The sequence below is a fragment of the Citrobacter freundii complex sp. CFNIH2 genome (assembly GCF_002880615.1).
Classification (GTDB): domain Bacteria; phylum Pseudomonadota; class Gammaproteobacteria; order Enterobacterales; family Enterobacteriaceae; genus Citrobacter_A; species Citrobacter_A amalonaticus_F.
Genome location: NZ_CP025757.1, coordinates 2,360,916 through 2,386,909 on the forward strand (window position 1 = coordinate 2,360,916; position 25,994 = coordinate 2,386,909).

Consider the following 25,994-nt stretch of genomic DNA (forward strand, 5'->3'; position numbering starts at 1 on the left):
TCCTGCTGGAATATTTATTCACACAGGATTAAACATTCAAGAGGTGTTATATGAATCCGTTTTTGCTCTCAGTCGAAGAGCTTGAAAAGAAAGCGCGTGCGGTACGCCGACGCATCATTGTATTGAACGCTGAGAGCCCGGCTGGCGGTCATACCGGGGCTGATCTGTCCCAGGTTGAGCTGTTGACGGCGCTTTACTTCCGTATTCTCAACTGCTCTCCCGCGCTGCAAGAGAGTGATGAACGCGATATCTATATCCAGTCAAAAGGCCATGCGGTGGGCGGATACTATTGCGTGCTGGCAGAAGCTGGCTTTATTCCGGTGGACTGGCTCGCCAGCTATCAGCATGCCGACTCGCATTTACCCGGCCATCCTGTGAAACACAAAACGCCAGGCATCGAACTCAATACCGGCGCTCTGGGACACGGCCTACCGGTCGCAGTCGGCATCGCGCTGGCGGCAAAACGCAATAACAGCAAACGCCGCGTCTTTGTCATTACCGGCGACGGTGAACTGGCGGAAGGCAGCAACTGGGAGGCCGCGCTGGTCGCTGCGCACTACCAACTCGATAATCTGGTCATTATTAACGACAAGAATAATCTCCAGTTGGCTGGGGCAACAAAAGAGATCATGAACACCGATCCCCTTGATGAAAAATGGCGTGCCTTCGGTATGCAGGTCACCACATGTCGCGGAAATGATATGGCCGATGTGGTCCGTACTCTGGAAGGATTAACGCCGCAGGGCAAGCCCCATGTGGTGATCGCAAATACCACCAAGGGCGCCGGCGTCTCCTTTATTCAGGGACGTCCGGAATGGCATCACCGTGTCCCTAAAGGTGAGGAAGTGGAACTGGCGCTGGAGGAACTAAAAGATGAGTAAGAGTGAACACCTCGCAACGGTGATGGTTAACGCCTTTATTGATGCGGTCGACCGCGGAATGGATCTGGTGCCGGTAGTGGCGGACTCCACGTCTACCGCAAAAATTGCGCCATTTATGCAGAAGTTTCCCGGGCGGCTGGTAAACGTCGGCATTGCTGAACAAACGCTGGTGGGCACCGCCGCAGGACTGGCGCTTGGTGGGAAAATCGCCGCGACCTGCAACGCTGCGCCTTTTTTAATTTCACGCGCTAATGAGCAGATCAAGGTCGACATCTGCTACAACAACACTAACGTGAAGCTCTTTGGCCTTAACGCCGGCGCCAGCTATGGTCCACTCGCCAGCACCCACCACAGTATTGATGATATTGCGGTACTGCGCGGTTTTGGCAACATTGAAATTTATGCCCCTTCCTGTCCGATAGAGTGTCGACAGATTATCGATTATGCCCTGTCACATATTGGCCCGGTTTATATCCGCCTGGACGGTAAAGCTCTGCCGGAATTACACGATGAGCATTACCACTTCGTCCCGGGACACATCGACATTCTGCGCGAAGGTAACGATATCGCCCTGGTCGCGATGGGGTCGACGGTGCACGAAATTGTCGACGCTGCCGCACAGCTGGCACAAGCCGGTATTGAAGCCAGCGTAATCAGTGTACCGTCTATTCGTCCCTGCAATACTGCACAACTGCTCGCGGCACTGACGCCGTGCCGTGCTGTGGTTAGTGTGGAAGAACATAACATCAACGGCGGTGTGGGAAGCCTGGTTGCGGAAGTACTGGCAGAAGCCGCCAGCGCCATTCCTCTGCGCCGCCTGGGGATTGCCGATGGTCAGTACGCCATCGCGGCGGACAGAGCGGCAACCCGCGCTCGTCACGAAATAGACGTCGCGGGCATTGTAAGAAACGCGACCGCGCTACTGAATGCAGCAAGATAAAACAATAACAAATCAGAACACTTACTGGAGAAAGCTATGTCCCGAATTCCTCAACAACTGACCATGGCGGTGATCATTGGTAACCGGGGTTTTTTCCCAAGTTATCTGGTCGCAGAAGCCCGCGAACAGGCAACCGCTTTATTTAACCGCCTCGGCATTAAAACCATCATGCTCGACGACACCCAAACCGAGCTCGGCGGTGTGGAAACCCGACAGGATGCCAAAATTTGTGCAGAACTGTTTCGCACGCATCGCGACGAAATCCACGGTGTCGTTGTGCTGCTGCCAAACTTTGGCGATGAAAAAGCGATAGCGGAGACGCTGCGACTCTCCGGTCTGAATGTTCCGGTACTGGTTCAGGCGCAGGAAGATAATCTCGATAAGATGGGACTGGCGACCCGTCGCGACAGTTTCTGCGGCAAAATCTCGCTATGCAATAACCTGCGCCAGTACGGTATTCCCTTCACCCTGACTACTCAACATGTGTGTGACTTAGCGGGGGAGGTTTTTGAAAAAGATCTAAGACGCTTTGAGCAAATTTGCCGCGTCGTCAGTAGCATGCGCGGCGTGCGTGTGGGAGCCATTGGCGCACGACCTGCCGGGTTCAACACCGTTCGCTACAGCGAAAAACTGCTGGAAAGACTGGGTATTGCCGTCGAAACGTTGGATTTGTCCGAGGTGTTTACCCGCATCAAACAGTTACGCGATGACGATATCCGCGTTGATGAGAAACGCCGCCTGCTGATTGATAACGCCGACGCCAGTGCGATCCCCGCAGATAAACTCGTCACGATGGCAAAACTGTTTGTCGTGATAAGCGACTGGGTGATCGCTAACGACATTGATACTACAGCTATCCAGTGCTGGACTTCGCTGCAGGAAAATCTCGGTATCAATGTCTGTTCGATCATGAGCGTTATGTCAGGGCAATTGATGCCGAGCGCCTGCGAAGTGGACGTGATGGGAGCGCTCTCCATGTACGCACTCGCCAGCAGTAATTTGAGTCCGGCCTCGATTGCCGACTGGAACAACAACTTCGGCGACGATCGTGATAAATGTGTCCTGTTTCACTGTGGAAACTTTGCCTCTGCCAGTCTGGAAAGCCCCAAAATAGGGACCGCTGACATCATCGGCACGACCGTCGGCAAAGAAAATACCTGCGGTGCCGTACACGGTCGGATGAAGAGCGGCACGCTCACTTACTTCCGTATGAGCACTGACGATCTGACCGGGGAAATCAAAGCCTACGTCGGCGAAGGACAGTCGGTGGATGATGCGCTCGATACCGTCGGTTGCCGGGCAGTCATTCAGGTTCCTCATCTGGAAAACCTGCTGGCGTGGATTTGTCGTAATGGTTTTGAGCATCACGTTGCCATGAACCACTCTGCCAGCGCCGAAATTCTGCATGAAGCCTTCACCCGTTACCTCGGCGTGGATACATTTTTCCATCGCTAAACCATCGGGATAACAAGAGGCTGGAGAAGAGTATGGCAGCAGATAAAGACATTATCATTGCGCTTGATGAGGGGACGACTAACGCAAAAGCGGTCGCTCTGGATGGCAACGGCAAAGTGGTGGCAAAATTTTCCCGTTCATTGACGATTCAAACGCCACGTGACGGTTGGGTTGAGCAATCCGGCGAGGCACTGGTGGCCGCATCACTGGCGGTTATGACCCAGGCGATTCAGGCGGTGGGGGCGAATCGTGTTGCGGCGCTGGCCATCAGCAACCAGCGTGAAACAGCCATCGGCTGGTATCGTGCCAGCGGGCGTCCGCTTGGCCCCGCCATGACATGGCAATGTTCGCGCACTGCTGATTTTTGCCGAACATTACGCGAGCAAGGTCGGGAAGCGCAAATCAAGGCCGTGACCGGACTCCCCATCGCCCCGCTTTTCTCCGCCTCTAAAATGCGCTGGTTGCTACAAAGCATTCCCAATGGATTTCAACTCGCACAGCAAGGTGAAATTTGTCTGGGTACAATCGATAGCTGGCTACTGTGGAATCTGACTGGAGGTAACGCATTTCGCTGCGATCAATCCAATGCGTCACGTACGCAATTGCTTAATCTGACCCACGGTGAGTGGGATGATGACATGCTGACGCTGTTTGGCATACCGCGGCAGGCGCTGCCAGAAATCTGTCCTTCCAGCGTGTATTTCGGCGTAACCCAGGGGTTGATCGACATTCCTGATGGAATCCCCATTCTGGCGATGATTGGGGATTCGCATGCAGCGTTATTTGCCCACGGACTGGGCGCGGAAGGATGTGTGAAAGCGACCTATGGCACGGGTTCCTCCGTGATGGCGCCAGTACAGTCTGCACTATGTGATGTCAACGCGCTGGCGACGACGGTCGCCTGGCATGACGGCAACAAGCGGGTCTATGGACTGGAAGGCAATATTCCCCATACCGGCGACGCCGTAGCCTGGATGGTGGACAGCACGGGTTTAAGCGAACTTCCCGAAGCGCAATTAATTCATGAACTCAATACGTTGCCAGCGACAGTGGATTCCACGCTTGGCGTCTATTTTGTACCCGCGCTTACCGGCCTGGGCGCCCCCTGGTGGGATGAAAATGCCCGAGGTCTGATTCACGGTTTAAGCCGTGGCGTGAAACGCGCACATCTGGTTCGGGCGGCACTGGAATCTATTACCTATCAGATTGCCGATGTCGTTATGGCAATGCGCCAGCACAGCGATTTTCAGCTTACAGCGCTGATGGTGGATGGCGGTCCGACAAAAAACGACTGGCTGATGCAATATCAGGCCGATCTGCTGGGCTGCCCGGTGATGCGCAGTGACGTGCCTGAACTTTCGGCGATCGGCGCAGCATTACTGGCGCGTAAAGCGCTACTCAACGTTGATATTGAGCAGCTCCGACGTTACCTGCCAGAACATGTCTCCTTCCAGCCCAACGCCGAACGTCACGAGAGATTACAAAAACGCTGGCATGAATGGCAGCACGCCATCGAGCGCACTCGCTGGCAAACGCAGGTTAACTAAGCAATTCGCCCGCAGCCATGACTGACTGCGGGCGATGGATAAAGCGGGCGCCGTCTCATCCAGACCTGACAGGCGGATATGCGGGGATAACTCCCCGCATAACGGCTACTTCTTCGATTCGTAAGCGAGAACTGCCTTAAACTCAATACCACGCTCCCTGACGCTAAACTCACAGAGTGAGTCCCTCACCAGAAGCGTGAATCCCAGCACCGTAATACAGAGTGCGATGACTGCCATTAAGGCATATTTCGTCAGCATGTATTGCCTCCATGCGAAGAAGAGACTACCATCCGAATTGTTCAGGTTTGGAATGGTAGCCTCAAGGTTGATAGTACTGTCACCTTGGGGCTTTCTTCTTTCCAGACCTCAGCAATGGCCTGAAGCTGGACAGCATCAGGCACCCGCCGTTATCGTACTCTTCTTCTCACCCATCACTGTATATTTACACAGCTAAAGCGCATTTTCGGAAAACGTTTAGAGTGTCCTACATACCCGGGAACAGCACGCCATTGCCTGGCGCTTCGCGATCCAGATGGATGAAGTTCAGATGGCGTTCATACTGGTCGAGAATATCGGTAATCACCTGCTCTTTGCTGTAGTCCATCAGGTCATTGCCCTGACTGCCTTCCAGCAGGAAGGTCTCCAGACGGTAATAGGTCGATTTCCCGCTGCGTGCGCGATAGGTAAAACCCGGAATCGCATACTGCTGCGGCCAGATTTGGTAGATAAAGTTACGTTCATCCCCCATGTGCACCCGCAAATCAAGGTGCCCCAGGCTTTCGCCTTCTACCGGCGGCAGACTTTTCAGTTCTACGTGCGCACCACGCAGTGTTAACTCTTGCGCCACCTCTTCCATCGCCGGGAAACACACGTTTTCCATCATCTCGCGGGTGTAGCGTGTGCCGGGATAGTTCATCAGACGTGACAGACGTTTTTTCCAGCTCAACCGGTCCTGTACGCCCATTGGTCGAGGCGCCGTATTCCGGTTAGCACTCTCACGGCGATAATCTTCCACCTTCAGCGACTTATACAATCCCGCCATAATAAAGAAAATGACGAAGCTGAACGGTAGCCCCATGATCACCGTGGTGTTCTGCAAGGCTGAAATTCCGTTCGTCATCAGCATTCCCAGGGTCAGCAAACCGATCGCCACCGACCAGAAGACACGCAGCCATGACGGCGCATCGCTATTGATATCTTTCAGCTTCGAGGTGAAATTTCCCAGCACCAGCGCGCCGGAATCCGCTGAGGTCACATAAAACAGCAGGCCCGTGATGGTCGCCACCGAGGCGCTGAAGGTAAACGCCGGATATTGTGCTAACAGGCTGTAGAATCCACGTTCCGGATGCGCCATCGCCTCCTGAGCAAAACCCGCATCGCCGTGGATAATTTCATACAGCGCGCTGTTGCCGAACACCGACAGCCACAGCAGCGTAAAGGTGAACGGAATAATCAACGTACCGAAAACAAACTGACGGATGGTGCGCCCACGTGAGATTCGCGCGAGGAACAGGCCAACAAACGGCGACCATGCCACCCACCACGCCCAGAAAAATAGCGTCCAGTTATTCATCCACTCAACCGGACGATCGAAGGCAAAGCTGTTGAGCGTCATCCCCATAAAGCGATTCACATAGTCGCCCACGTTGAGCACCAGCGCATTGAGCAGAAATGAGGTATCGCCCATAAACAGAACAAAAAGGATCAGCCCCAACGCCAGCAGAACGTTAAGCTCTGAAAGTACGCGGATGCCCTTATCCACCCCGGACGTGACCGAAATCGTGGCGATCACCACCGACAAGACAATCAGCGCCGCTTTCGCCGCCATCGAATCCGGGATATCAAACAACACGCTCAGACCGTAGTTGAGCTGAACCACACCAATCCCCAGCGTCGTGGCGATACCAAAAATAGTACCGATAACAGCGGCGATATCGACGCTATGCCCAATCGGTCCGTTGATACGTTTACCAAAGATCGGATAGAGCGCAGAACGGATGGTCAGCGGCAGATTATAGCGATAGCTGAAATATCCCAGCGCCATGCCCATCAGGGCATACATTGACCAGCCGGTCAGACCGTAGTGAAAGAGCGTCCAGACCATCGACTGACGCGCCGCTTCAATGGTCTGCCCTGCCCCTTCCGGCGGCTGCATATATTGCGTCACCGGCTCCGCCACAGAGAAGAACATCAGGTCGATACCAATCCCGGCGGCGAAGAGCATAGCTGCCCAACTGAGCAGGCTGAACTCCGGTTTCGACTGCTCCGGCCCGAGCTTTACCGAGCCAAAACGCGAGCAGGCAATGAAAACAACAAAGACGATGTACAGCGTGGCCGCCAGCAAATAGTACCAGCCAAACGTTTTTGAAACCCAGTTCAGCGTCCGGCCAATCCAGACTGCGGAGAAATCACTAAAAAAGATGGTGGTCAGGGAAAACAACAAAATCAGCCCGGCGGACGTGTAGAAAACCACCGGATTGATTTTGTCTTTTTCTCTGCGCTGGGGAAGGTCTGACATCCAGTATCCTCACATTTTTTGTAACTATTAAAAATCAAATTCGCAACAATTAAGACACATTTTATATTGAACGTCCAATCAAAAACCGCTTTAATAGTGAAACAAAACTGATGAATGGAGTCCCAAAATGCCCAAACTGGGGATGCAGCCGATACGGCAGCGGCAGCTGATTGACGCCACGCTGGAAGCGATAAATGAAGTCGGGATGCACGATGCGACGATTGCGCAAATCGCCCGTCGTGCCGGTGTTTCTACCGGGATCATTAGCCATTACTTTAAGGATAAGAATGGATTGCTGGAGGCAACGATGCGCGACATCACCAGCCAGCTGCGTCATGCCGTTTTGCATCGACTCCATGCGCTACCGGGCGCGCGCGCCGAGTTGCGATTGCGCGCCATCGTGGCGGGAAACTTTGACGAGACCCAGATCAGCCACGCCGCAATGAAAGCCTGGCTGGCGTTCTGGGCCAGCAGCATGCACCAGCCGATGCTGTACCGCCTGCAGCAGGTCGCCAGTAAACGCCTGCTGTCAAATATCGTGGCCGAATTCAAACGCGAGCTACCGCGTGAACAGGCGCAGCAGGCGGGCTACGGATTAGCGGCGCTGATAGACGGGCTATGGCTGCGTGCTGCGCTAAGCGGTAAGCCGTTCAACCTCAGTCTCGCCCAGGCGCTGACCACCCATTTCATCAGTCAGCACTTACAAAAAAGTCACTGACTCACCGAGGAGAATGCATGTCCCGAATGGCAGAACAACAGCTTTACATTGATGGTGGCTATACTGCTGCCACCAGCGGTCGGACTTTCGAGACGATCAACCCTGCCAGCGGCGAGGTCCTGGCCACCGTACAGGCCGCAGGGCGTGAGGATGTCGACCGCGCGGTGAAAAGCGCTCAACGCGGACAAAAAATCTGGGCGGCGATGACCGCCATGGAACGCTCGCGCATTCTGCGCCGGGCAGTGGAGATTCTGCGCGAACGTAATGACGAACTGGCGACGCTGGAAACGCAGGATACCGGCAAACCGTTCAGCGAAACCGCCAGCGTCGATATCGTCACCGGCGCAGACGTACTGGAATACTACGCCGGGTTGATTCCCGCACTGGAAGGCAGCCAAATCCCGCTACGAGAGACCGCGTTTGTCTACACCCGTCGCGAGCCGCTGGGCGTCGTCGCCGGGATTGGCGCATGGAACTACCCGATTCAAATCGCACTGTGGAAATCCGCGCCAGCCCTGGCGGCAGGCAACGCGATGATCTTCAAACCCAGCGAAGTCACCCCGCTGACCGCCCTGAAACTAGCAGAAATCTACAGCGAAGCCGGCCTGCCGGATGGCGTTTTTAACGTCCTGCCGGGCGAGGGCGCGGAAACGGGCCACTATCTGACCGAACATCCGGGTATTGCCAAAGTCTCCTTCACCGGCGGCGTCGCCAGCGGCAAAAAAGTGATGGCGAACGCTGCCGCGTCCTCGCTCAAAGCGGTGACGATGGAACTGGGCGGGAAATCGCCGCTGATCGTTTTCGAGGATGCCAACGTCAACCTTGCCGCTGACATCGCAATGATGGCGAATTTCTACAGCTCCGGCCAGGTCTGCACCAACGGGACGCGCGTGTTTATTCCGGCACGGATGAAAAGCGCATTTGAGCAGACTATTTTATCCCGCGTGGCGCGGATCCGCGCTGGCGATCTGTTTGATTCAGCGACCAATTTTGGCCCACTGGTCAGCTTCCCGCATCGCGAAAATGTCCTGCGCTATATCGAAAGCGGTAAAAACGAAGGCGCGACGCTGCTTTGCGGTGGCGATGTACTGAAGGGCAGCGCATTCGACCATGGCGCCTGGGTTGCCCCGACGGTGTTCACCGACTGCCGTGATGAGATGACCATCGTCCGCGAAGAGATTTTCGGCCCGGTCATGACAATTCTGACTTACGAGAGTGAAGACGAGGTTATTCGTCGCGCCAACGACACCGACTACGGTCTGGCCGCTGGCGTCGTCACCCAGGATCTCAACCGCGCACATCGCGTCATTCACCAACTGGAAGCCGGGATCTGCTGGATCAACACCTGGGGGGAATCCCCCGCAGAAATGCCGGTTGGCGGCTACAAGCATTCCGGTATCGGGCGTGAAAACGGCGTGATGACGCTACAAAGCTATACCCAGGTGAAATCCATTCAGCTCGAGATGGCGCCATTCCAGTCTGTATTTTAAGCAGGAGGTTTCATTGCATTTTGACTATATCATTATTGGTGCCGGTTCTGCCGGCAACGTACTGGCAACACGACTGACAGAAGACAGCAATACCACCGTTCTGCTTTTGGAAGCGGGCGGTCCGGATTACCGTGCGGACTTCCGCACCCAGATGCCGGCGGCGCTGGCTTTCCCGTTGCAGGGGAAGCGCTATAACTGGGCATATGAGACCGAACCAGAACCGCATATGAACTATCGCCGCATGGAGTGCGGACGCGGCAAAGGGCTGGGCGGATCCTCGCTGATTAATGGCATGTGCTACATCCGTGGCAATGCGCTGGATCTCGACCACTGGGCAGAAGAACCCGGACTTGAGCACTGGAGCTACCTCAACTGCCTGCCCTATTACCGCAAAGCGGAAACCCGCGATGCCGGCGCGAATGACTATCACGGCGGCGACGGCCCGGTCAGCGTGACCACCTCAAAATCGGGCGTGAACCCGCTGTTCGACGCGATGATCGAGGCGGGCGTCCAGGCGGGTTATCCGCGAACCGATGACCTGAACGGCTATCAGCAGGAAGGCTTTGGCCCGATGGACCGCACCGTCACGCCACAGGGGCGTCGCGCCAGCACCGCCAGAGGCTATCTGGATCAGGCGAAAAAACGCCCTAACCTCACCATCGTGACCCATGCGCTGACCGACCACATCATTTTTGACGGTAAAAAAGCGATCGGCGTGGAGTGGCTGGAAGGCGACAGTACAATCCCCGTCCGCGCGACGGCCCGGAAAGAGGTGCTGCTGTGCGCGGGCGCGATTGCTTCACCGCAGATCCTGCAACGCTCTGGCGTAGGCGATGCCGCGCTGTTAAAAGCGCATGCTATTCCGCTGGTTCATCATCTGCCGGGCGTCGGTGAGAACCTGCAGGATCATCTGGAAATGTACCTGCAATATGCGTGTAAAGAACCGGTCTCGCTCTACCCTGCTCTGCAGTGGTGGAATCAGCCGAAGATCGGCGCTGAATGGCTGTTTGGTGGTACTGGCGTCGGCGCCAGCAACCATTTTGAAGCGGGCGGATTTATTCGCAGCCGCGAAGCATTTCGCTGGCCGAACATTCAGTACCATTTCCTGCCGGTGGCGATTAACTACAACGGTTCGAACGCGGTGAAAGAGCATGGTTTTCAGTGCCACGTTGGTTCGATGCGCTCGCCGAGTCGCGGTCATGTACAGATTAAGTCGCGCGATCCGCGCGAGCATCCGGCGATTCTGTTTAACTACATGTCGACAGAGCAGGACTGGCAGGAATTCCGCGATGCGATTCGCCTTACCCGTGAAATCATCAACCAGCCGGCGCTGGATAAATTCCGTGGACGAGAGATCAGTCCCGGCATTGACTGCCAGAGCGACGAACAGCTGGATGCGTTTGTTCGTAACCACGCGGAAACGGCGTTCCACCCCTGCGGCACCTGTAAAATGGGCTTTGATGAGATGGCCGTAGTCGATGGCGAAGGCAACGTGCACGGCGTGGAAAATTTACGCGTAGTGGATGCGTCGATCATGCCGCAAATTATCACCGGCAATCTGAATGCAACGACTATCATGATTGGCGAGAAAATTGCCGATGCCATTCGCGGTCGCGCGCCGCTGGCAAAAAGCACCGCACGCTATTACGTGGCGGGCGATGCGCCGGTACGTAAACCGGCACAGCGCTAAGGAGATTTCCGCTCTGGTAACAGAGCGGAGTTTTACTTATGACAATCGACACTGCGCCAGCGTTTGCCGCTGCCGGCCGTGCTCGTCAAAATTCTCCAGCGCTAACCAGCGCTGTAATGCGCGGTCACACTCAGGCCACTCGCGATCAATCATCGACAACCAGTCGCTGTCCCGATTGCGGCCTTTGCGGACAATTTTCTGGCGAAAACGGCCTTCAAACACAAACCCTAACCGCTCTGCCGCCCGGCGTGACGCCAGGTTGAGAGAATCACATTTCCACTCCACGCGGCGATAGCCCTGCGCAAACGCATACCGCAACAGCAGCCAGACGGCTTCTGTGCCCAGTACGCTATTTTTCATCCGCGGCGACCAGGTGACATGGCCGATTTCAACGCTGCCGTGCTCGCGTTCGATCGCCATAAAGCAGACTAACCCCACCGCACGGTCAGCGCGGATATCCACCACGGTGAAAGGCACCAGTGCGTCATCATTCGCTTTCCCGCTGAGCCAGTGGAATGTCGCCTCTACGCTGTCGGGGCGACTGCTCGCCAGCCACGTCCAGTCCCGCTCGTCATCGGCCTGCGCATAGGCGTCGAACAGATCTCCGGCATGACGTTCTGGATCGAGCGGCTCAAGGCGGCAGTAACGACCTTCCAGCACGGTTCGTTGCAGAACCGACGCGCCATGCCAGTCCGGCAACGCGTCGCCAACCGTCTGACCATACTGATTAATTTCCGGCACAGCTCACTCCTTACGCAACGGTAAAATCTGGTTATAACAGTTCCCGATTCGTCTTCAAAGCGCCACTTTCAGATTTCTTCTGCCGCTGCGGATTGACCCATCGCTTCTATACTAAAAGCACATCACCAGGGGAGCGAATGCCATGCCACTACCCGATTTTCACGTCTCAGAACCGTATACCCTCGGCATTGAACTGGAAATGCAGGTGGTGAATCCGCCTGGTTATGACCTGAGCCAGGACTCTTCGACGCTGATTGCCGCAGTGAAAGATCGGGTGAGCGCCGGAGAGGTGAAACACGATATCACCGAAAGCATGCTGGAGATGGCCACCGACGTCTGCCGCAACATCGATCAGGCCGCCGTGCAGTTTTCCGCCATGCAACAGGTGATCCTCGAGGCGGCGGCCGACCATCACCTTGAAATTTGCGGCGGCGGCACTCATCCGTTTCAGAAATGGCAGCGCCAGCAGGTGTGCGACAACGAGCGCTATCAGCGTACGCTGGAGAACTTTGGGTATCTCATCCAGCAGGCCACCGTATTTGGGCAACATGTCCACGTCGGCTGTCCCAGCGGCGATGACGCCATTTATCTGCTGCACGGACTGTCGCACTTTGTCCCACACTTTATTGCGCTCTCGGCGGCGTCACCCTATATGCAGGGCTCCGACACCCGCTTTGCCTCGTCGCGCCTGAATATTTTTTCCGGATTTCCTGATAATGGCCCGATGCCATGGGTCAGCAACTGGCAGGAATTTGAGGGACTTTTCCGCCGGCTCAGCTATACGAGCATGATCGACAGCATTAAGGATTTGCACTGGGATATTCGTCCCAGCCCGCATTTTGGTACCGTCGAAGTGCGGGTGATGGATACGCCGCTGACCCTGTCGCATGCGGTGAATATTGCCGGGTTAATTCAGGCCACCGCCCACTGGCTGCTGACCAAGCGCCCATTTAAGCATCAGGAGCGTGATTACCTGCTGTATAAATTCAACCGTTTTCAGGCCTGCCGTTATGGGCTGGAGGGTATTCTGACCGATGTGCATAGCGGCGATCGCCATCCGCTGTCAGATGACACCCTGCGCCTGCTGGAAAACGTGGCGCCCTCGGCAGATAAAGTGGGGGCGACCAGCGCTATCGAGGCGTTAACGCGCCAGGTGAAAAACGGCCTCAATGAAGCGCAGACAATGCGTGACTTTGTCAGCGAGGGCGGTTCGCTCATCGGGCTGGTGAAAAAACATTGTGAGATCTGGGCAGGGTAAGCGGAGCGGGTTTGCGTTAACGGAGAAGATCCAGGACAATGGCTTTTTTAACTCAAGTTTAACAATGCCATGAAACACCCGCTTGAATCCCTGATGACCGCCGCCGGTATTCTGCTGCTGGCTTTTCTCTCCTGCCTGCTGCTTCCCGCGCCGTCACTGGGACTGGTGCTGGCGCAAAAGCTGGTGGCGACCTTCCATCTGATGGATCTCAACCAGCTCTATACGCTGCTGTTCTGCCTGTGGTTCTTAGCGCTTGGCGCTGTTGAATATTTCGTGATTCGCTACGTGTGGCGTCGTTGGTTTTCGCTGGCTCACTAAGCCGGTGAAATCCCGCATTCCGTAGACCAGCGCTTCACACCACGCGGTATAGTCGTGGCCGCTTGACCACGGGTGAAAGCTGACCGTGTAGCCTTTCTCCCGAAGCACCTTTTCAAACGCCCGCGTATTGCGATAAATCCCACCGTTTGGCCCCTGCATTTCAAAGCGTCCGGCCTGCAGCCAGAATTTCACCGGATAACGCGGTGAATCCTGATACTGCCGGGTCAACCAACTGGCCTCCTCCCCTTTCGGCGCCCACCAATAGGAACCAGACAGACTTAGCACGTTGCCAAACAGGCGCGGATAGCGTAACGCCACCCATGACGATGCCAGCCCACCATAACTGGATCCCGCCAGCACCGTTTTTTGTCGCGTGAGAGCAATGCCCTGCTGACGCAACCAGGGCAGCAATTCGTAAGCCATAAAATCGGCAAACGCCGGGTTTGGCGGCAGCTCTTTACCGCGCCGTGGGTGATCGAGAGAATCCACAAACACCACATTGACTGGCGGGAGTTGATGACGAGCAATCAGCCCATCAATAACCCGATCGATATGGTATTCATCCAGATAGGTTTTGCCATCAAACAGGATCAGCGTCCAGCGCGCCGGTTGCGCGGTGTGCGGGCGATAAATCGCCACTTCCCGCGTATTACCCAGTCGCTCGCTGGCGATCGTTTTCCGCATCAGAGAACCGTGACGCAGTGGCTGCGACATGGCCTGAACCGAACAAAAACGGGATGGACTGAGATCGAGCAGCGACGACTGGTTCCAGCGATCGGCAAATTTCGCGCCGATCGTCAGCGGGTTGAACGGATCGGCCTGCGCGCTGACCAGGATGGCACGCCGCTGATCGCGAGGCGATCCGTTGATCAGTGGGACATCCGGCGCCAGCTTATACTGCATGACCGTATCCTTCGGAACGACATAGCTACGAAACCAGACGTCGGAATGGCCTAAACGAAACAGCGGATCGTGATCGCCCGCCGGTGAACCGAAAAGAAAAACGTTCTGTTTTGCGCCACGCCAGAGAAAAGTCACGCGTTTGTGATCGGCATCGTAGGGTTCCACCAGCGGCGTGCCGTAACGTTGACGATCCTGCCAGAATTCGGTGGTGCCTGCGCCCGCCGCAAGGGCTTTTTCCAGTTGCTGCAAAACGGGACTGACGGGGGCCATGCGTTGAGTTCGCGGTAAAGGTGTCGTCTCTTTCATCTGCCAGGAGAAGCGCCAGCGCATGCCTTCATTGCCGTGTAGCACCAGCGAGGTGACCTGTTGCTGAGGCAGTGAAAACAATAGCTGATGCTCACCATCCGCAGGGCCGCCTTCCAGCAACGTACGAATACGTCGGTTCTGACCATCAAGCAATCGGGCATCAGTAATACCGGAAAGCGTTGCAGAGACATAGTTTTCATTTAGCGCAGGAAGGACAAAACAGATTTCCCCGCTGGCATCAAATTTCCCTTGCTGCTCCCCTTGCACAGAGGGAGTCGAACACGGCATTGCCTGAGCCGACATCGTCCCCAGCCCAAGCAGCAAACCACTCCACGCCATCTTCATTGGCCAACCGTTCCTCATGAAATTTGTTAGCCACGCTAATGTAAATGGGAATTATTTGCAATAATATTTGGGTAATTGCAGCGCTGCGTAGAGCTGAGAAGTATTCCTGATAGCTCCCGCTATCAGGAAAGAATCAGTGCGTCCGACTGTGATTTTCTTTGCGGTAGGCGCCTGGCGGCTGGTTAAACGTGCGGGTGAAAATGCGGGTGAAAGTCTGCTGAGAGTCAAACCCGTAGCGCAGGCAAATGTCATACACTTTTTCGTTGGACTCGCGCAGATCCCGCGCCGCCAGCAGCAGTTTGCGCTCGCGAATGTAGCGCCCCAGGCTCTCCCCTTTGTACTGCAAAAACAGACGCTGCAAGTGCCACTTGGAGTAACCCGCATGACGGGCGATGTCGTCAATGCGCAGCGGCTGGTTCAAATTATCATCTATCCACTCGACAATGCTGTCGATAACCTGAGCAGAAATGGTCATTCGGAACTCCTCTCCTGCAATTGTGTTGCCTGATCCCACCATGGGGTGAACCGTTGTGCTGAATCATCCAGCTTCACCGGTTCCCCCTGCATCGGAGTGAGCAGACGGTAGGCTTTATTCCGACTGGCCAGCGCCAGTCGTTTGTAGGGGTCATCCCAGCTATGCTTTGCCAGCACAAAGCGTCCGGCATGACCGGGCAATATCGCTTTTGCCCGCAAATCCAGAGCCGCCTGCGCGGTCTCTTCCGGCATCATGTGAATGTATTTCCAGTCCTGGTCATATTGACCGTTCTCCATGATGGCAAGGTCGATGCCGCCAAACTGTTCGCCAATCGCCCTGAAATGGGGGCCATAACCCGAGTCGCCGCTGTAATAAATTTTCTGTGCCGGCGTTTCAAACAGAAAACTGGCCCACAGCGTCTGGTTGCGCTTGATGCCACGCCCGGAAAAGTGTCGCGCGGGCAGCACATGAATCATCAGCGAATCGTCGACCCTGACGGACTGATTCCAGTCGCGCTCTTCAATAATGTCGCCGTTCATTCCCCAGTATCGCAGATGAGAGCCAACGCCCAGCGGCGTAAGCACACGCTTCACCTTTGGCATTAACGCAGTGATGGTGGCGTAATCCAGATGGTCATAGTGATCGTGAGAAATGATCAGCAGGTCGATCGCCGGCATTGTCTGCGCCGTCCACGGATACTCGCCGGCGAACGCTTTGTTAAGGAACGAAAACGGTGCGGCGTAGCTGCTGAAAACCGGGTCAATCAGAATGCGTTTGCCGTCCAGTTGCAGATACCACGAGGAGTGCCCCAGCCAGATCAGGGTATTCTGCTCAACCGGCAGGCTGGCAAGATCGGTGGCAACCAGCGGTAAGGGCTGTGCAGGCCGTGCATTTTCACGCTTCGCGACCAGAAACTCCCACCATGCCGCGAGCATACTTTTGTTTCCGGTATAGCCCGGCGTTGGCACCTGATTATGGAATTGCCCATCACGGTAGTTCGCGGATTGTTCTACCTGGCTAAGCTGAGCGCCCTGCGGCGCCTGGCCGAAGCCAGCATTGAGGACAAACGGTAACGTTGCTGCACTGGCAATGAGCATAATAACGACCACACAAACGGAGAGAGGCTTCATATCCTGACCTGTAAAACGCGCTCCGGTCCGATGGTTTGCGCGGCTGACTCTTGATTATGAGTGAGTAAGCACTCATTATAGAAATCGGAAGTTTCGCGTCAAGATGATTTTCAATCTTTGACATTCACCGTTGCGGCGCTGCAAAGGCCGTGTTTCAATCACCTTTTTAGACAATCTTAAGGGTAAAGTGTAGTGGCTCGTCCGAAGAGTGAAGACAAAAAACAGGCATTACTGGAGGCTGCAACCACGGCCATTGCGCAATCCGGGATCGCGGCATCGACCGCTGTGATAGCCCGCAACGCAGGCGTGGCAGAAGGAACGTTGTTTCGCTATTTCGCGACAAAAGACGAGTTAATCAACGAACTTTATCTTCATCTTAAACAGAGCCTATGCCAGTCGCTGATCGAGAATCTCGATCGTTCACTGACGGATACCAAAGTGCTGACCTTTTTCATCTGGAGCAGCTATATCAGCTGGGGCCTCAACCATACCCAGGGACATCGCGCCATTCGCCAGTTAGCGGTCAGTGAAAAAATCACCAAAGAGACGGAACAAAAAGCCGACGACCTGTTTCCTGAGCTACGCGATCTCTGCCACCGTTCGGTGCTGCCGGTCTTTATGTCCGATGAGTATCGGGCTTTCGGCGATGCGCTGTTTTTAACGCTGGCAGAAACGACAATGGAATTTGCCGCTCGCGAACCGGCTCGCGCCAGTGAATTTATCTCCCTGGGCTTTGAAGCGATGTGGCGCGCCCTCACCCGTGAGGAAGCATAATGGACGAAAAAACGCTGTACGCGTGCGCGCAACGTCTGGCGCTGGCGTTTCCGTTTACCGAACACTGTTGGCCGTTCGGTCCGGAATACGACGTGTTTAAAGTTGGCGGCAAGATTTTTATGATCGTGACCGAATTTAATCGCCGCGCAGTGATTAACCTGAAAGCCGATCCGGAAAAATCACTGCTGAATCAGCAGATTTACCCGAGCATTACCCCCGGTTACCACATGAACAAAAAACACTGGATTTCCGTCGCCCCCGGCGATGACATCAGCGAGTCATTGCTGGAAGAACTGGTCGACGATTCGTGGAATTTAGTCGTCGATGGCCTGGCTAAACGCGACCAAAAACGAATCCGCCCTCTCTGATTGGTCGCGTAAGCCGAAAACTGTTTTCGTATTATCTCTCTTATCATCGTCCAGAGAACCTTGTACCCTGCGAGTATTAAAACCAACCGGGAGTAGTTATGGATATCGTTTCAGTGGCCTTAAAGCGTCACTCCACCAAGGCATTCGACCCTAATAAAAAGCTGACCGCTGAAGAAGCAGAGAAAATCAAAACGCTGCTGCAGTACAGTCCGTCCAGCACCAACTCTCAGCCGTGGCATTTTATCGTTGCCAGCACGGATGAAGGCAAAGCGCGTGTGGCCAAATCTGCCGCCGGTAGCTATGTCTTCAACGAGCGCAAAATGCTTGATGCCTCGCATGTCGTGGTGTTCTGCGCCAAAACGGCCATGGACGATGCGTGGCTGGAGCGCGTGGTCGATCAGGAAGAGGCCGACGGGCGTTTTGCTTCTGCCGACGCGAAAGCCGCCAACCACAAAGGGCGTACTTTCTTCGCCGATATGCACCGAAAAGATTTGAAAGATGACGCGCACTGGATGGCAAAACAGGTTTATCTGAACGTCGGTAACTTCCTGTTAGGCGTTGGCGCACTGGGTCTGGACGCGGTACCGATTGAAGGGTTCGACGCAGCCATTCTCGACGCGGAATTTGGCCTGAAAGAAAAAGGCTTCACCAGCGTGGTCGTGGTTCCGGTTGGCCATCACAGCGTCGAAGATTTCAACGCGTCGCTGCCCAAATCTCGCCTGCCGCTGGAAACCACGCTGACAGAGGTGTAATTCACCCAGCGCCCCTCCGTTTGCATAATTTCCCCTCAGCGGTCATCATTGACCGCTGTTTTATAAAGGAGAGGTTATGCAGGAATTAATTACCCAGGTCGAAGATTTAGCGGGTATTGAGATGAATCACACCACCTCGCTGGTGATGATTTTCGGTATTATTTTTCTCACTGCCGTCATTGTGCATATTATTTTGCACTGGGTGGTACTGCGCACATTTGAAAAACGCGCCACCGCCAGTTCCCGTCTGTGGCTACAGATTATTACCCAGAACAAATTATTCCATCGTCTGGCGTTTACTCTACAAGGGATTATCGTCAACATTCAGGCCGCGCTGTGGTTGCAAAAAGGCAGTGAAGCGTCAGACATTCTGACCACCTGCGCGCAGTTGTGGATCATGATGTATGCCCTGCTGTCGCTGTTTTCATTACTGGACGTCATCTTAAATCTGGCGCAAAAAATACCGGCAGCCTCTCAGCTTCCGCTCAAAGGCATATTTCAGGGCATTAAACTGATTAGCGCGATTATCGTTGGCATTCTGGTGATCTCGCTGTTAATGGGGCAATCCCCGGCAATCCTGATTAGCGGCCTGGGCGCGATGGCGGCCGTGCTGATGTTGGTATTTAAAGACCCGATTCTGGGACTGGTTGCCGGCATTCAGCTTTCTGCTAACGACATGCTGAAACTGGGCGACTGGCTAGAAATGCCGAAATACGGCGCGGACGGCGCGGTCATTGATATTGGTCTGACAACGGTGAAAGTCCGCAACTGGGACAATACCATCACCACCATTCCCACCTGGTCACTGGTTTCAGACTCGTTTAAAAACTGGAGCGGTATGTCGGCCTCCGGCGGTCGACGGATTAAACGCAGCATCAGCATTGATGCCACCAGTATTCATTTTCTGGATGATGATGAAAAGCAGCGCCTGTATAAAGCGCGTCTGCTGAAGCCTTATCTGGATACGCGCCATCAGGAAATCGATGAATGGAATCAACAACTGGATGCGCCTGAATCGGTATTAAACCATCGACGGATGACCAATATCGGGACTTTCCGCGCCTACCTGAACGAATATCTGCGCAACCATCCGCGCATTCGTAAAGACATGACTTTAATGGTACGCCAGTTAGCGCCGGACGATCATGGTTTACCCGTCGAGATTTACGCCTTTACCAATACTGTGGTCTGGCTGGAATATGAAAGTATTCAGGCGGATATTTTCGACCATATTTTTGCGGTCGTGGAAGAATTCGGCCTACGTATTCACCAGTCACCCACCGGCAATGATATTCGCTCGCTGGCGGGCGCGTTCACCAAATAACTCAGGTACTGGCGCGTGAAATAAAGCGCCAGTCCATCATCACCCTTTCCGTTGGCGCATCCGGATTATCGATTTTATTGAGCAGTAAGGTAACCGCTTTGCGGCCAATCTCCCGCGACGGCTGTTCAATGGTGGTGAGCGACACCATCTCAGAGAGTTCAGTGCCATCGAACCCAACCACGGCGATATCCTGCGGTACGCGAAGACCCGCCTGCTCAATGGCGCGCAGCGCCCCTGCCGCCAGCGTATCAGAAACGGCAAACACCGCATCCGGCGGGTTTTCTTTCAGCAGCGTTTGCATCGCCGCCATCCCGGCCGCTGAACTGAGGTCGCTGGCATATTCCACCGCCTGATAGGCCAGATCACGCAAATGAATCACGCTCTTATAACCGCGTTCGCGCAGACGGGCATATTTGTAGCTTAAATCGTGGTTAATCAAGGCGATCCGCTTACGCCCGCTGTCAGCAAGCTGGCTTACTACGTGCTGCGACGCATCCACATCATTGATCCCGACACAGGAAACCGTCCCCGCATCGGCATATTCGGCACACTGCACCCAGGCCGCGTTGCCGATTAATTCCGCAAGTTCCGGCAGCCGGGAGAAGGCATCCATGGTGATAATACCGTCGACGATTTTCCCCGACAGCAGGCTTAACCCTGAGCGGGAACGATCGATATCGGAACCTGAATTGCACAGCAGGATACGGTAGCCGTTTTTCTCGGCCTCTGCTTCGATGCCCTTGACCACCTCGGCGCAGAACGGGTTGGCGATGTTGGATACCATCACCAGAATCATATGGCTGCGCGCGGTGCGGAGCTGACGTGCCAGCAGATTGGGCTGGTAATTGCTCTCCTTGATCGCCTGCAAAACCCGCTCACGGTTTTTCGCTTTCACGCTGTCGCTGTTGTTCAACACGCGCGACACCGTCGCCACCGAAACCCCGGCCAACTGAGCGATTTTCTGAATAGACATAACGACGACACATCCTGCGGTTAGCGTTTTATGCAGGCTATCATAAATTTGTTGCCCGGCGAACCGGGCAACGCGTCATCGCTCAACGCGTACCCAGCGTTGCTGCTGATGACTTTTTACTATCGCATCAATGATATACATCACATTCGCGCCATCATGGAAGGTAGCAAACAATGGCTGTTCCGGCATTTTTCCAGCCTGAACGGCACGGTAGAACTGCGCCATCATATTTTTGAAGGCATCGGGCCAGCCTTCAATATGCCCGCCGGGAAAATGCGCGCTGTCGGCGACATCGCGGTTCATCAGTGCAGGATCATCGCTCAGGATCTGATTCGCCTGCGCACGATGCCCCACCCATAACTGCTGCGGCATCTCCTGATCCCAGGCAACGGACTGCTCGCTGCCGTTGATTTCAAATGTCAGGCCATTTTTATGCCCGGCGCTCACCTGTGAAACGCGAAAACTGCCTTTGCTGCCATCATCAAAGCGGAACAATACCGAGCCAAAATCTTCAGTGCTTACCGGTTTATCTTCATACCGGGCGTTCGAGTCGTGAGTAAAAGTCTGGTTGCCCGCAACGTTTGCCTTGCGCGTCGGCCAGACGATCGCGAGATCGGCCATCACTTCTGTGATGCGCCGTCCGGTGACAAACTGCACCGTGTCGCACCAGTGAGAGCCAATATCCGCCACGGCGCGCGACGCCCCGCCGAGCGCCGACTCTACCCGCCAGTTGTAATCGGTTTCCAGTAGCATCCAGTCCTGCAAATAGCTGCCATGAGTGGCAAACAGTCGCCCGATACTTCCTGCGCGCATCATACTGGCCGCCTGCCGCACCATCGCAAACTGACGATAGACAAAGCTGACGCCGTGCACCACGTCGGCCTCTTCTGCCAGCGTCACCAGTTCCCGCGCCTCTTCCGCCGTCATGCACAGCGGCTTTTCAGAGAAGACGTGCTTGCCTGCCCGCAAGATCTGCCGGTTAATCTGCGCATGCAGATGGTTCGGCGTACAGTTATGCACCACCTGCAGATTCGGATGCGCGAGCAGCTCCTCAACGCTGCCATAGGCATGCGGCACGTTCAGTGCCTGTGCCTTCTCCCGTGCCTGAGAAAGACTTCCGTCGCATAGCGCCACCACCTGAACAAACCCGAGGCGACGCAGCGCTTCGATATGCGCAGGGCCAATAAATCCGCTGCCAATAATGCCGACATTAATCACTGGCGCCTCCGGCAGCAAAATCATCAAACGCCCGTCCGGAGACCGGAATAATATGGCGGCGGATGAATTCGCTGCCTTCGCTGGCCCCGATCTCACCGTCTTTCAGGCAGCATTCCCACTCCAGTACCGCCCAGCCGTCAAAGTCATACTGCGTCAGCTTGCTGAAAATACCGTTGAAATCGATCTGCCCGTCACCCAGTGAGCGAAAGCGCCCTGCCCGGTTGATCCACGGCTGATAGCCGCCGTATACCCCACTGCGTCCGTTTGCCCGGAACTCCGCATCCTTCACGTGAAACGCTTTGATGCGCGTGTGGTAGATGTCGATAAAGGCCAGGTAATCCATCTGCTGCAACAGCATATGGCTGGGATCATAAAGAATGTTGCAGCGCGGGTGGTTGTCCAGAAGGTGCAAGAAACGCTCGAACGTGACGCCATCATGCAAGTCTTCCCCGGGATGTAGCTCAAAACAGACATCCACACCGTGCGTATCGAACGTATCCAGTATCGGTCGCCAGCGGTTGGCCAGTTCGCTAAACGCCTCCTGAAAACGCGGTTCATTGTGCGGCGGCCACGGATAGAAAAACGGCCAGGCCAGCGAACCGGAAAACGTGGCATGCGCATTAAGTCCCAGTTTTGCCGACGCCGCGGCCGCCTGTTTTAGCTTCTCCGTCGCCCATGCCTGGCGCGCCGCATCGTTACCGCGCACCTCCGCTGGCGCAAAGTGGTCAAAGGCGTCGCTATAGACCGGGTTAACCGCGATCAGCTGTCCTTCCAGATGGGTCGACAACTCGCTGATGGCTACCCCGTATTCCGCCAGCTTACCGTTGATGTCATCGCAATAGGCCTGACTTTGCGCCGCTTTTGCCAGATCAAAAATATGCGGCTGATGGCAGGGGATCTGTACCGCTTTATAGCCCTTGCCCGCCGCCCAGCCCGCCAGCCCCTCCAGCGAGTTAAACGGCGCTTGCTCCCCGATAAACTGCGTCAGAAAAATACCCGGCCCTTTAATCGTCCTCATACCACCTCCAGAAAATTACGCCTTGTCATCGTCATACTTGAACGAGAACAGGAAAATCAGTGCAATCACCGCAGCCGCCACCGCCGGGATCCACCAGAATGAGACCCACGCCTGCGGCACGGTTTGCCCGGCAACCAACCGGTTATACAACGCCCCGGAAATCTGCGAGCCCAACAACATCCCGATACCGTAGGTGAACATCACGATCATGCTCTGTGCCTGACCTTTTACCTTTTCACCCGCCACACGGTCGGTGTAGATAAAGCCGACAACAAAGAAAAAGTCATAGCACACGCCGTGCAGCAGAATGCCGAGATACAACAGAAAGCGCCCCTCTTCGCTTACGCCAAGCGCAAAGAATGCATAACGGACGAACCACGCCAGCATGCCAATCAGCAGCATGTACTTCACGCCCAGACGGCGGAACAGCAGTGGGATCACCAGCATGAAGAAGATTTCTGACATCTGCCCGAACGACATCGCGGTGCTGACATCCGCAATACCGGCATCCGCCAGATAAGAGGCGGTGTAAGCGTAATAGGTGCCGAGTGGTACCGAGATCAGCATCGCGCACAGCGAAAAGATAAAGAAATGACGCGTTTTGAGCAGCGCGAACGCATCGGCACAAAACAGATCGCGCACCTGAACTGGCTGTCCCTTCGCAGGTGCCGGCGTATGCGGCAACGTCAGACTGTACAACGCCAGCAGTACGGAACTGGCCGCCGCCACCTGGAAAATGGTTATGCTGGATGCCACGCCGGTGACGCCGATGAAAATCCCTGCCACGATCCAGCCGATAGTGCCGAACACGCGTACCACCGGGAAGGTTTTATCGACATTCGACAAACTGTGAAACGCAATGTTATTGGTCAGCGCCAGCGTCGGCATATAGCACAACGTATAGCCGAACAGCAGGCCAATCAGCAGCGCCCCGTTCTGGGCAATCAATGCCCCCGGCACAAACCACAGGATCACCGCTCCGGCCAGATGCATCACCGCCATCACTTTTTGCGAGGCAAAGAAGCGATCCACCAGCATACCGAGCACAAACGGCGAAAGAATAGAAGCGATCGGCCCTGCGGAAAACGCATCGCCAATCAGCAAAGACATGTTGTGTTGCGTCATGACCAGACCGAGTGTCACCGACCAGCTTCCCCAGATAAAAAACTGTAAAAACATCATCAGCGACAGTCGGGGTACCAGCAGCCGATGCTGCCCTATCGCCTTTCCACTACTTTCCGTTGTTGACACCATTTTGAGCCTCGCCTTTAAAAAGTAATCGATTACAAATTACATCACATGAAAAGTAATCGATTACAAAAAAAAGATCCTGTGGATCGAAACAGAATTGGGAGAGGGGTCACGATAAAGTTGGAGAGTAGCGGTGGCGAGTAATAGGTTTTGTCGGCCCGGTAAGCAAAGCGCCACCGGGCATCAACAGATTACTTTTTGCGGGACAGTTTGAACGCGATAAACAGGAAGATGACCCATACTGGCAACAACATCGCTGACAGACGCATGTCGTCGATGGTGCACATCAGCACAAGGATCATCGCCAGAAAGGCGATACAGATGTAGTTCCCTGCCGGGTAGAGCAACGCTTTAAACTGGGTATCGCGCCCTTTGCGACGCATCGCGGCACGAAAACGCAGGTGCGCCAGACAGATCATGATCCAGTTCAACAGCAGCGTCGCCACCACCAGCGCCATCAGCAGGCCGAAGGCCTCTTTCGGTAGCAGATAGTTGATGAGTACCACCAGTGAAGTGATCGCACCAGAGAGTAGCAGTGAGTTTACCGGCACGCCACGACGGCTGACGCGAGTCAGAAACTTCGGCGCGTTGCCCTGCACGGACAGACCAAACAGCATACGGCTGTTGGAATAAACACCGCTGTTATAAACCGACAGAGATGCCACCAGAATCACGAAATTCAGTGCAGAAGCCACTACGTTGCTGTTCAGATCGTGGAAAATCATCACGAAAGGGCTGCTGTCAGATTTCACTTCTACCCACGGGTAGAGCGCCAGCAGAACCACCAGTGAACCGATGTAGAACAGCAGAATACGATACACCACCTGATTGACTGCTTTCGGAATGCTTTTATGCGGATCGCGCGCTTCCGCCGCAGTGATGCCGATAAGTTCCAGCCCGCCGAAAGAGAACATAATCACCGCCAGCGACAGAACAAGCCCCTTCCAGCCCGTCGCCAGAAAACCGCCGTGCTGCCACAGGTTATCGATAGTCGCCCGCTCACCACCGTTGCCCGAGAACAGCAGCCACAGGCCAAAACCGATCATGCCGATAATCGCCAGCACTTTGATGAGCGCAAACCAGAATTCGGTTTCACCGTACAGACGGACGTTCACCAGGTTGACGGCGTTAATGATAATAAAGAAGGCCGCAGCCCAGACCCAGGTGGGGACGTCGGGTAACCAGTATTGCATATAGATACCGGCGGCCGTCAGTTCAGCCATCCCGACCAGCACAAACATCACCCAGTAGTTCCAGCCTGACAGGAAGCCCGCAAACGGTCCCCAGTATTTATAGGCAAAGTGAGCGAAGGAGCCCGATACCGGCTCTTCGACGACCATTTCGCCGAGCTGGCGCATGATCAGAAAGGCAATAACCCCGGCGATGCCATACCCCAGCAGCACGGCAGGCCCCGCCATCTGAATTGCCGGACCGATGCCCAGAAACAACCCGGTACCAATCGCGCCGCCAAGGGCGATTAACTGAATATGTCGATTTTGCAAACCACGTTGCAGCGTCGGACTCTGTTCCGACGACGCTTCAGAACGGCCGTTGCCTGAAGCGGATGACGCGTCTTTCACGCCCTACCCCTGTCTCTTTTT

Annotated in this window: 24 protein-coding genes; 13 read left to right on the forward strand and 11 right to left on the reverse strand. The window is 55.0% G+C overall.

The features are described from left to right. Positions 1-50: 50 nt before the first annotated feature. The 4 genes from WM46_RS11675 to WM46_RS11690 are packed head-to-tail and all read left to right on the forward strand — an operon-like array spanning position 51 to position 4,823. The gene (locus WM46_RS11675; protein WP_102602320.1) at positions 51-881 is read left to right on the forward strand and encodes a transketolase; all 831 of its coding nucleotides are present in this window, start codon (positions 51-53) and stop codon (positions 879-881) included. Continuing rightward, positions 874-1,821 (forward strand): transketolase family protein, encoded by a 948-nt coding sequence (locus WM46_RS11680; RefSeq protein ID WP_102602321.1) that lies wholly within the window; start codon positions 874-876, stop codon positions 1,819-1,821. Before WM46_RS11675 ends, WM46_RS11680 begins: the two co-directional genes overlap by 8 nt. Positions 1,822-1,857: 36 nt before the next feature. Next, the gene (locus tag WM46_RS11685; protein ID WP_102602322.1) at positions 1,858-3,276 is read left to right on the forward strand and encodes an L-fucose/L-arabinose isomerase family protein; all 1,419 of its coding nucleotides are present in this window, start codon (positions 1,858-1,860) and stop codon (positions 3,274-3,276) included. Between the two features lie 32 nt (positions 3,277-3,308). Continuing rightward, positions 3,309-4,823 (forward strand): FGGY family carbohydrate kinase, encoded by a 1,515-nt coding sequence (locus WM46_RS11690; RefSeq protein WP_102602323.1) that lies wholly within the window; start codon positions 3,309-3,311, stop codon positions 4,821-4,823. 105 nt (positions 4,824-4,928) lie between these two features. On the opposite strand, the gene WM46_RS11695 is transcribed toward WM46_RS11690, so the two are convergent. Further along, on the reverse strand, positions 4,929-5,081 hold the full coding sequence (locus WM46_RS11695) for a Hok/Gef family protein (protein WP_046477188.1): 153 nt from the start codon (positions 5,079-5,081) through the stop codon (positions 4,929-4,931). Between the two features lie 226 nt (positions 5,082-5,307). Beyond that, positions 5,308-7,341: a choline transporter gene (locus WM46_RS11705; RefSeq protein WP_061076771.1), complete on the reverse strand. Its 2,034-nt coding sequence runs from the start codon at positions 7,339-7,341 to the stop codon at positions 5,308-5,310. 127 nt (positions 7,342-7,468) lie between these two features. On the opposite strand from WM46_RS11705, the gene betI reads away from it, so the two are divergent. Genes betI through betA form a run of 3 tightly spaced genes read left to right on the forward strand, consistent with a single transcriptional unit; the run spans position 7,469 to position 11,239 of the window. Then, the gene (gene betI / locus WM46_RS11715) at positions 7,469-8,059 is read left to right on the forward strand and encodes a transcriptional regulator BetI (protein WP_102602324.1); all 591 of its coding nucleotides are present in this window, start codon (positions 7,469-7,471) and stop codon (positions 8,057-8,059) included. 17 nt (positions 8,060-8,076) lie between these two features. After that, positions 8,077-9,549 carry a betaine-aldehyde dehydrogenase gene (betB, locus tag WM46_RS11720; protein WP_102602325.1) on the forward strand — a complete coding sequence of 491 codons (1,473 nt, stop codon included), beginning with the start codon at positions 8,077-8,079 and terminating at the stop codon, positions 9,547-9,549. 13 nt (positions 9,550-9,562) lie between these two features. After that, entirely contained in the window at positions 9,563-11,239 is a 1,677-nt protein-coding gene (gene betA / locus WM46_RS11725) for a choline dehydrogenase (RefSeq protein ID WP_102602326.1), read from the forward strand. Between the two features lie 36 nt (positions 11,240-11,275). On the opposite strand, the gene WM46_RS11730 is transcribed toward betA, so the two are convergent. Then, on the reverse strand, positions 11,276-11,980 hold the full coding sequence (locus WM46_RS11730; RefSeq protein WP_102602327.1) for a GNAT family N-acetyltransferase: 705 nt from the start codon (positions 11,978-11,980) through the stop codon (positions 11,276-11,278). 142 nt (positions 11,981-12,122) lie between these two features. Here WM46_RS11730 and WM46_RS11735 point away from each other — a divergent pair, with 142 nt between their 5' ends. Together WM46_RS11735 and WM46_RS11740 are read left to right on the forward strand one after the other, a co-directional pair. Then, the gene (locus tag WM46_RS11735) at positions 12,123-13,238 is read left to right on the forward strand and encodes a YbdK family carboxylate-amine ligase (RefSeq protein WP_102602328.1); all 1,116 of its coding nucleotides are present in this window, start codon (positions 12,123-12,125) and stop codon (positions 13,236-13,238) included. A 69-nt stretch (positions 13,239-13,307) separates the two neighbouring features. Continuing rightward, a complete protein-coding gene (locus WM46_RS11740; RefSeq protein WP_102602329.1) occupies positions 13,308-13,556 on the forward strand; it encodes a DUF1158 domain-containing protein in 249 nt (82 codons plus the stop codon). Here the strand turns inward: WM46_RS11740 and WM46_RS11745 are convergent. The 3 genes from WM46_RS11745 to WM46_RS11755 all read right to left on the reverse strand — a co-directional run bounded on the left by WM46_RS11745 (position 13,485) and on the right by WM46_RS11755 (position 16,715). Further along, the gene (locus WM46_RS11745) at positions 13,485-15,110 is read right to left on the reverse strand and encodes an alpha/beta hydrolase-fold protein (RefSeq protein WP_102602330.1); all 1,626 of its coding nucleotides are present in this window, start codon (positions 15,108-15,110) and stop codon (positions 13,485-13,487) included. The two genes, WM46_RS11740 and WM46_RS11745, sit on opposite strands and share 72 nt — an antisense overlap. 133 nt (positions 15,111-15,243) lie before the next feature. After that, positions 15,244-15,585: a RamA family antibiotic efflux transcriptional regulator gene (locus WM46_RS11750; RefSeq protein WP_061076763.1), complete on the reverse strand. Its 342-nt coding sequence runs from the start codon at positions 15,583-15,585 to the stop codon at positions 15,244-15,246. Then, positions 15,582-16,715, reverse strand: a complete 1,134-nt coding sequence (locus tag WM46_RS11755) for an MBL fold metallo-hydrolase (protein ID WP_102602331.1) — start codon at positions 16,713-16,715, stop codon at positions 15,582-15,584. The genes WM46_RS11750 and WM46_RS11755 overlap by 4 nt, the downstream gene beginning before the upstream one ends. Positions 16,716-16,907: 192 nt before the next feature. Between WM46_RS11755 and WM46_RS11760 the strand changes: the two genes are divergently transcribed. From WM46_RS11760 to WM46_RS11775, 4 genes are all read left to right on the forward strand, one after another. Further along, complete coding sequence (locus tag WM46_RS11760; protein WP_061076761.1) at positions 16,908-17,489, forward strand: TetR/AcrR family transcriptional regulator; 582 nt, start codon at positions 16,908-16,910, stop codon at positions 17,487-17,489. Further along, entirely contained in the window at positions 17,489-17,857 is a 369-nt protein-coding gene (locus WM46_RS11765; protein WP_061076760.1) for an MmcQ/YjbR family DNA-binding protein, read from the forward strand. The genes WM46_RS11760 and WM46_RS11765 overlap by 1 nt, the downstream gene beginning before the upstream one ends. Positions 17,858-17,955: 98 nt before the next feature. Then, positions 17,956-18,609 carry an oxygen-insensitive NAD(P)H nitroreductase gene (nfsB, locus tag WM46_RS11770; RefSeq protein WP_102602332.1) on the forward strand — a complete coding sequence of 218 codons (654 nt, stop codon included), beginning with the start codon at positions 17,956-17,958 and terminating at the stop codon, positions 18,607-18,609. A gap of 76 nt (positions 18,610-18,685) precedes the next feature. Further along, positions 18,686-19,933 carry a mechanosensitive ion channel family protein gene (locus WM46_RS11775; protein WP_102602333.1) on the forward strand — a complete coding sequence of 416 codons (1,248 nt, stop codon included), beginning with the start codon at positions 18,686-18,688 and terminating at the stop codon, positions 19,931-19,933. 1 nt (position 19,934) lies between these two features. On the opposite strand, the gene WM46_RS11780 is transcribed toward WM46_RS11775, so the two are convergent. The 5 genes from WM46_RS11780 to pheP all read right to left on the reverse strand — a co-directional run bounded on the left by WM46_RS11780 (position 19,935) and on the right by pheP (position 25,973). Further along, on the reverse strand, positions 19,935-20,906 hold the full coding sequence (locus tag WM46_RS11780) for a LacI family DNA-binding transcriptional regulator (RefSeq protein WP_102602334.1): 972 nt from the start codon (positions 20,904-20,906) through the stop codon (positions 19,935-19,937). Positions 20,907-20,981: 75 nt separating this feature from the next. Beyond that, complete coding sequence (locus WM46_RS11785; RefSeq protein ID WP_102603824.1) at positions 20,982-22,124, reverse strand: Gfo/Idh/MocA family protein; 1,143 nt, start codon at positions 22,122-22,124, stop codon at positions 20,982-20,984. Then, positions 22,117-23,142: a sugar phosphate isomerase/epimerase family protein gene (locus WM46_RS11790; RefSeq protein ID WP_102602335.1), complete on the reverse strand. Its 1,026-nt coding sequence runs from the start codon at positions 23,140-23,142 to the stop codon at positions 22,117-22,119. Before WM46_RS11790 ends, WM46_RS11785 begins: the two co-directional genes overlap by 8 nt. 15 nt (positions 23,143-23,157) lie before the next feature. After that, entirely contained in the window at positions 23,158-24,396 is a 1,239-nt protein-coding gene (locus tag WM46_RS11795) for an MFS transporter (protein WP_061076755.1), read from the reverse strand. A 188-nt stretch (positions 24,397-24,584) separates the two neighbouring features. Next, positions 24,585-25,973 (reverse strand): phenylalanine transporter, encoded by a 1,389-nt coding sequence (gene pheP / locus WM46_RS11800; RefSeq protein WP_102602336.1) that lies wholly within the window; start codon positions 25,971-25,973, stop codon positions 24,585-24,587. Between the last annotated feature and the right edge of the window lie 21 nt (positions 25,974-25,994).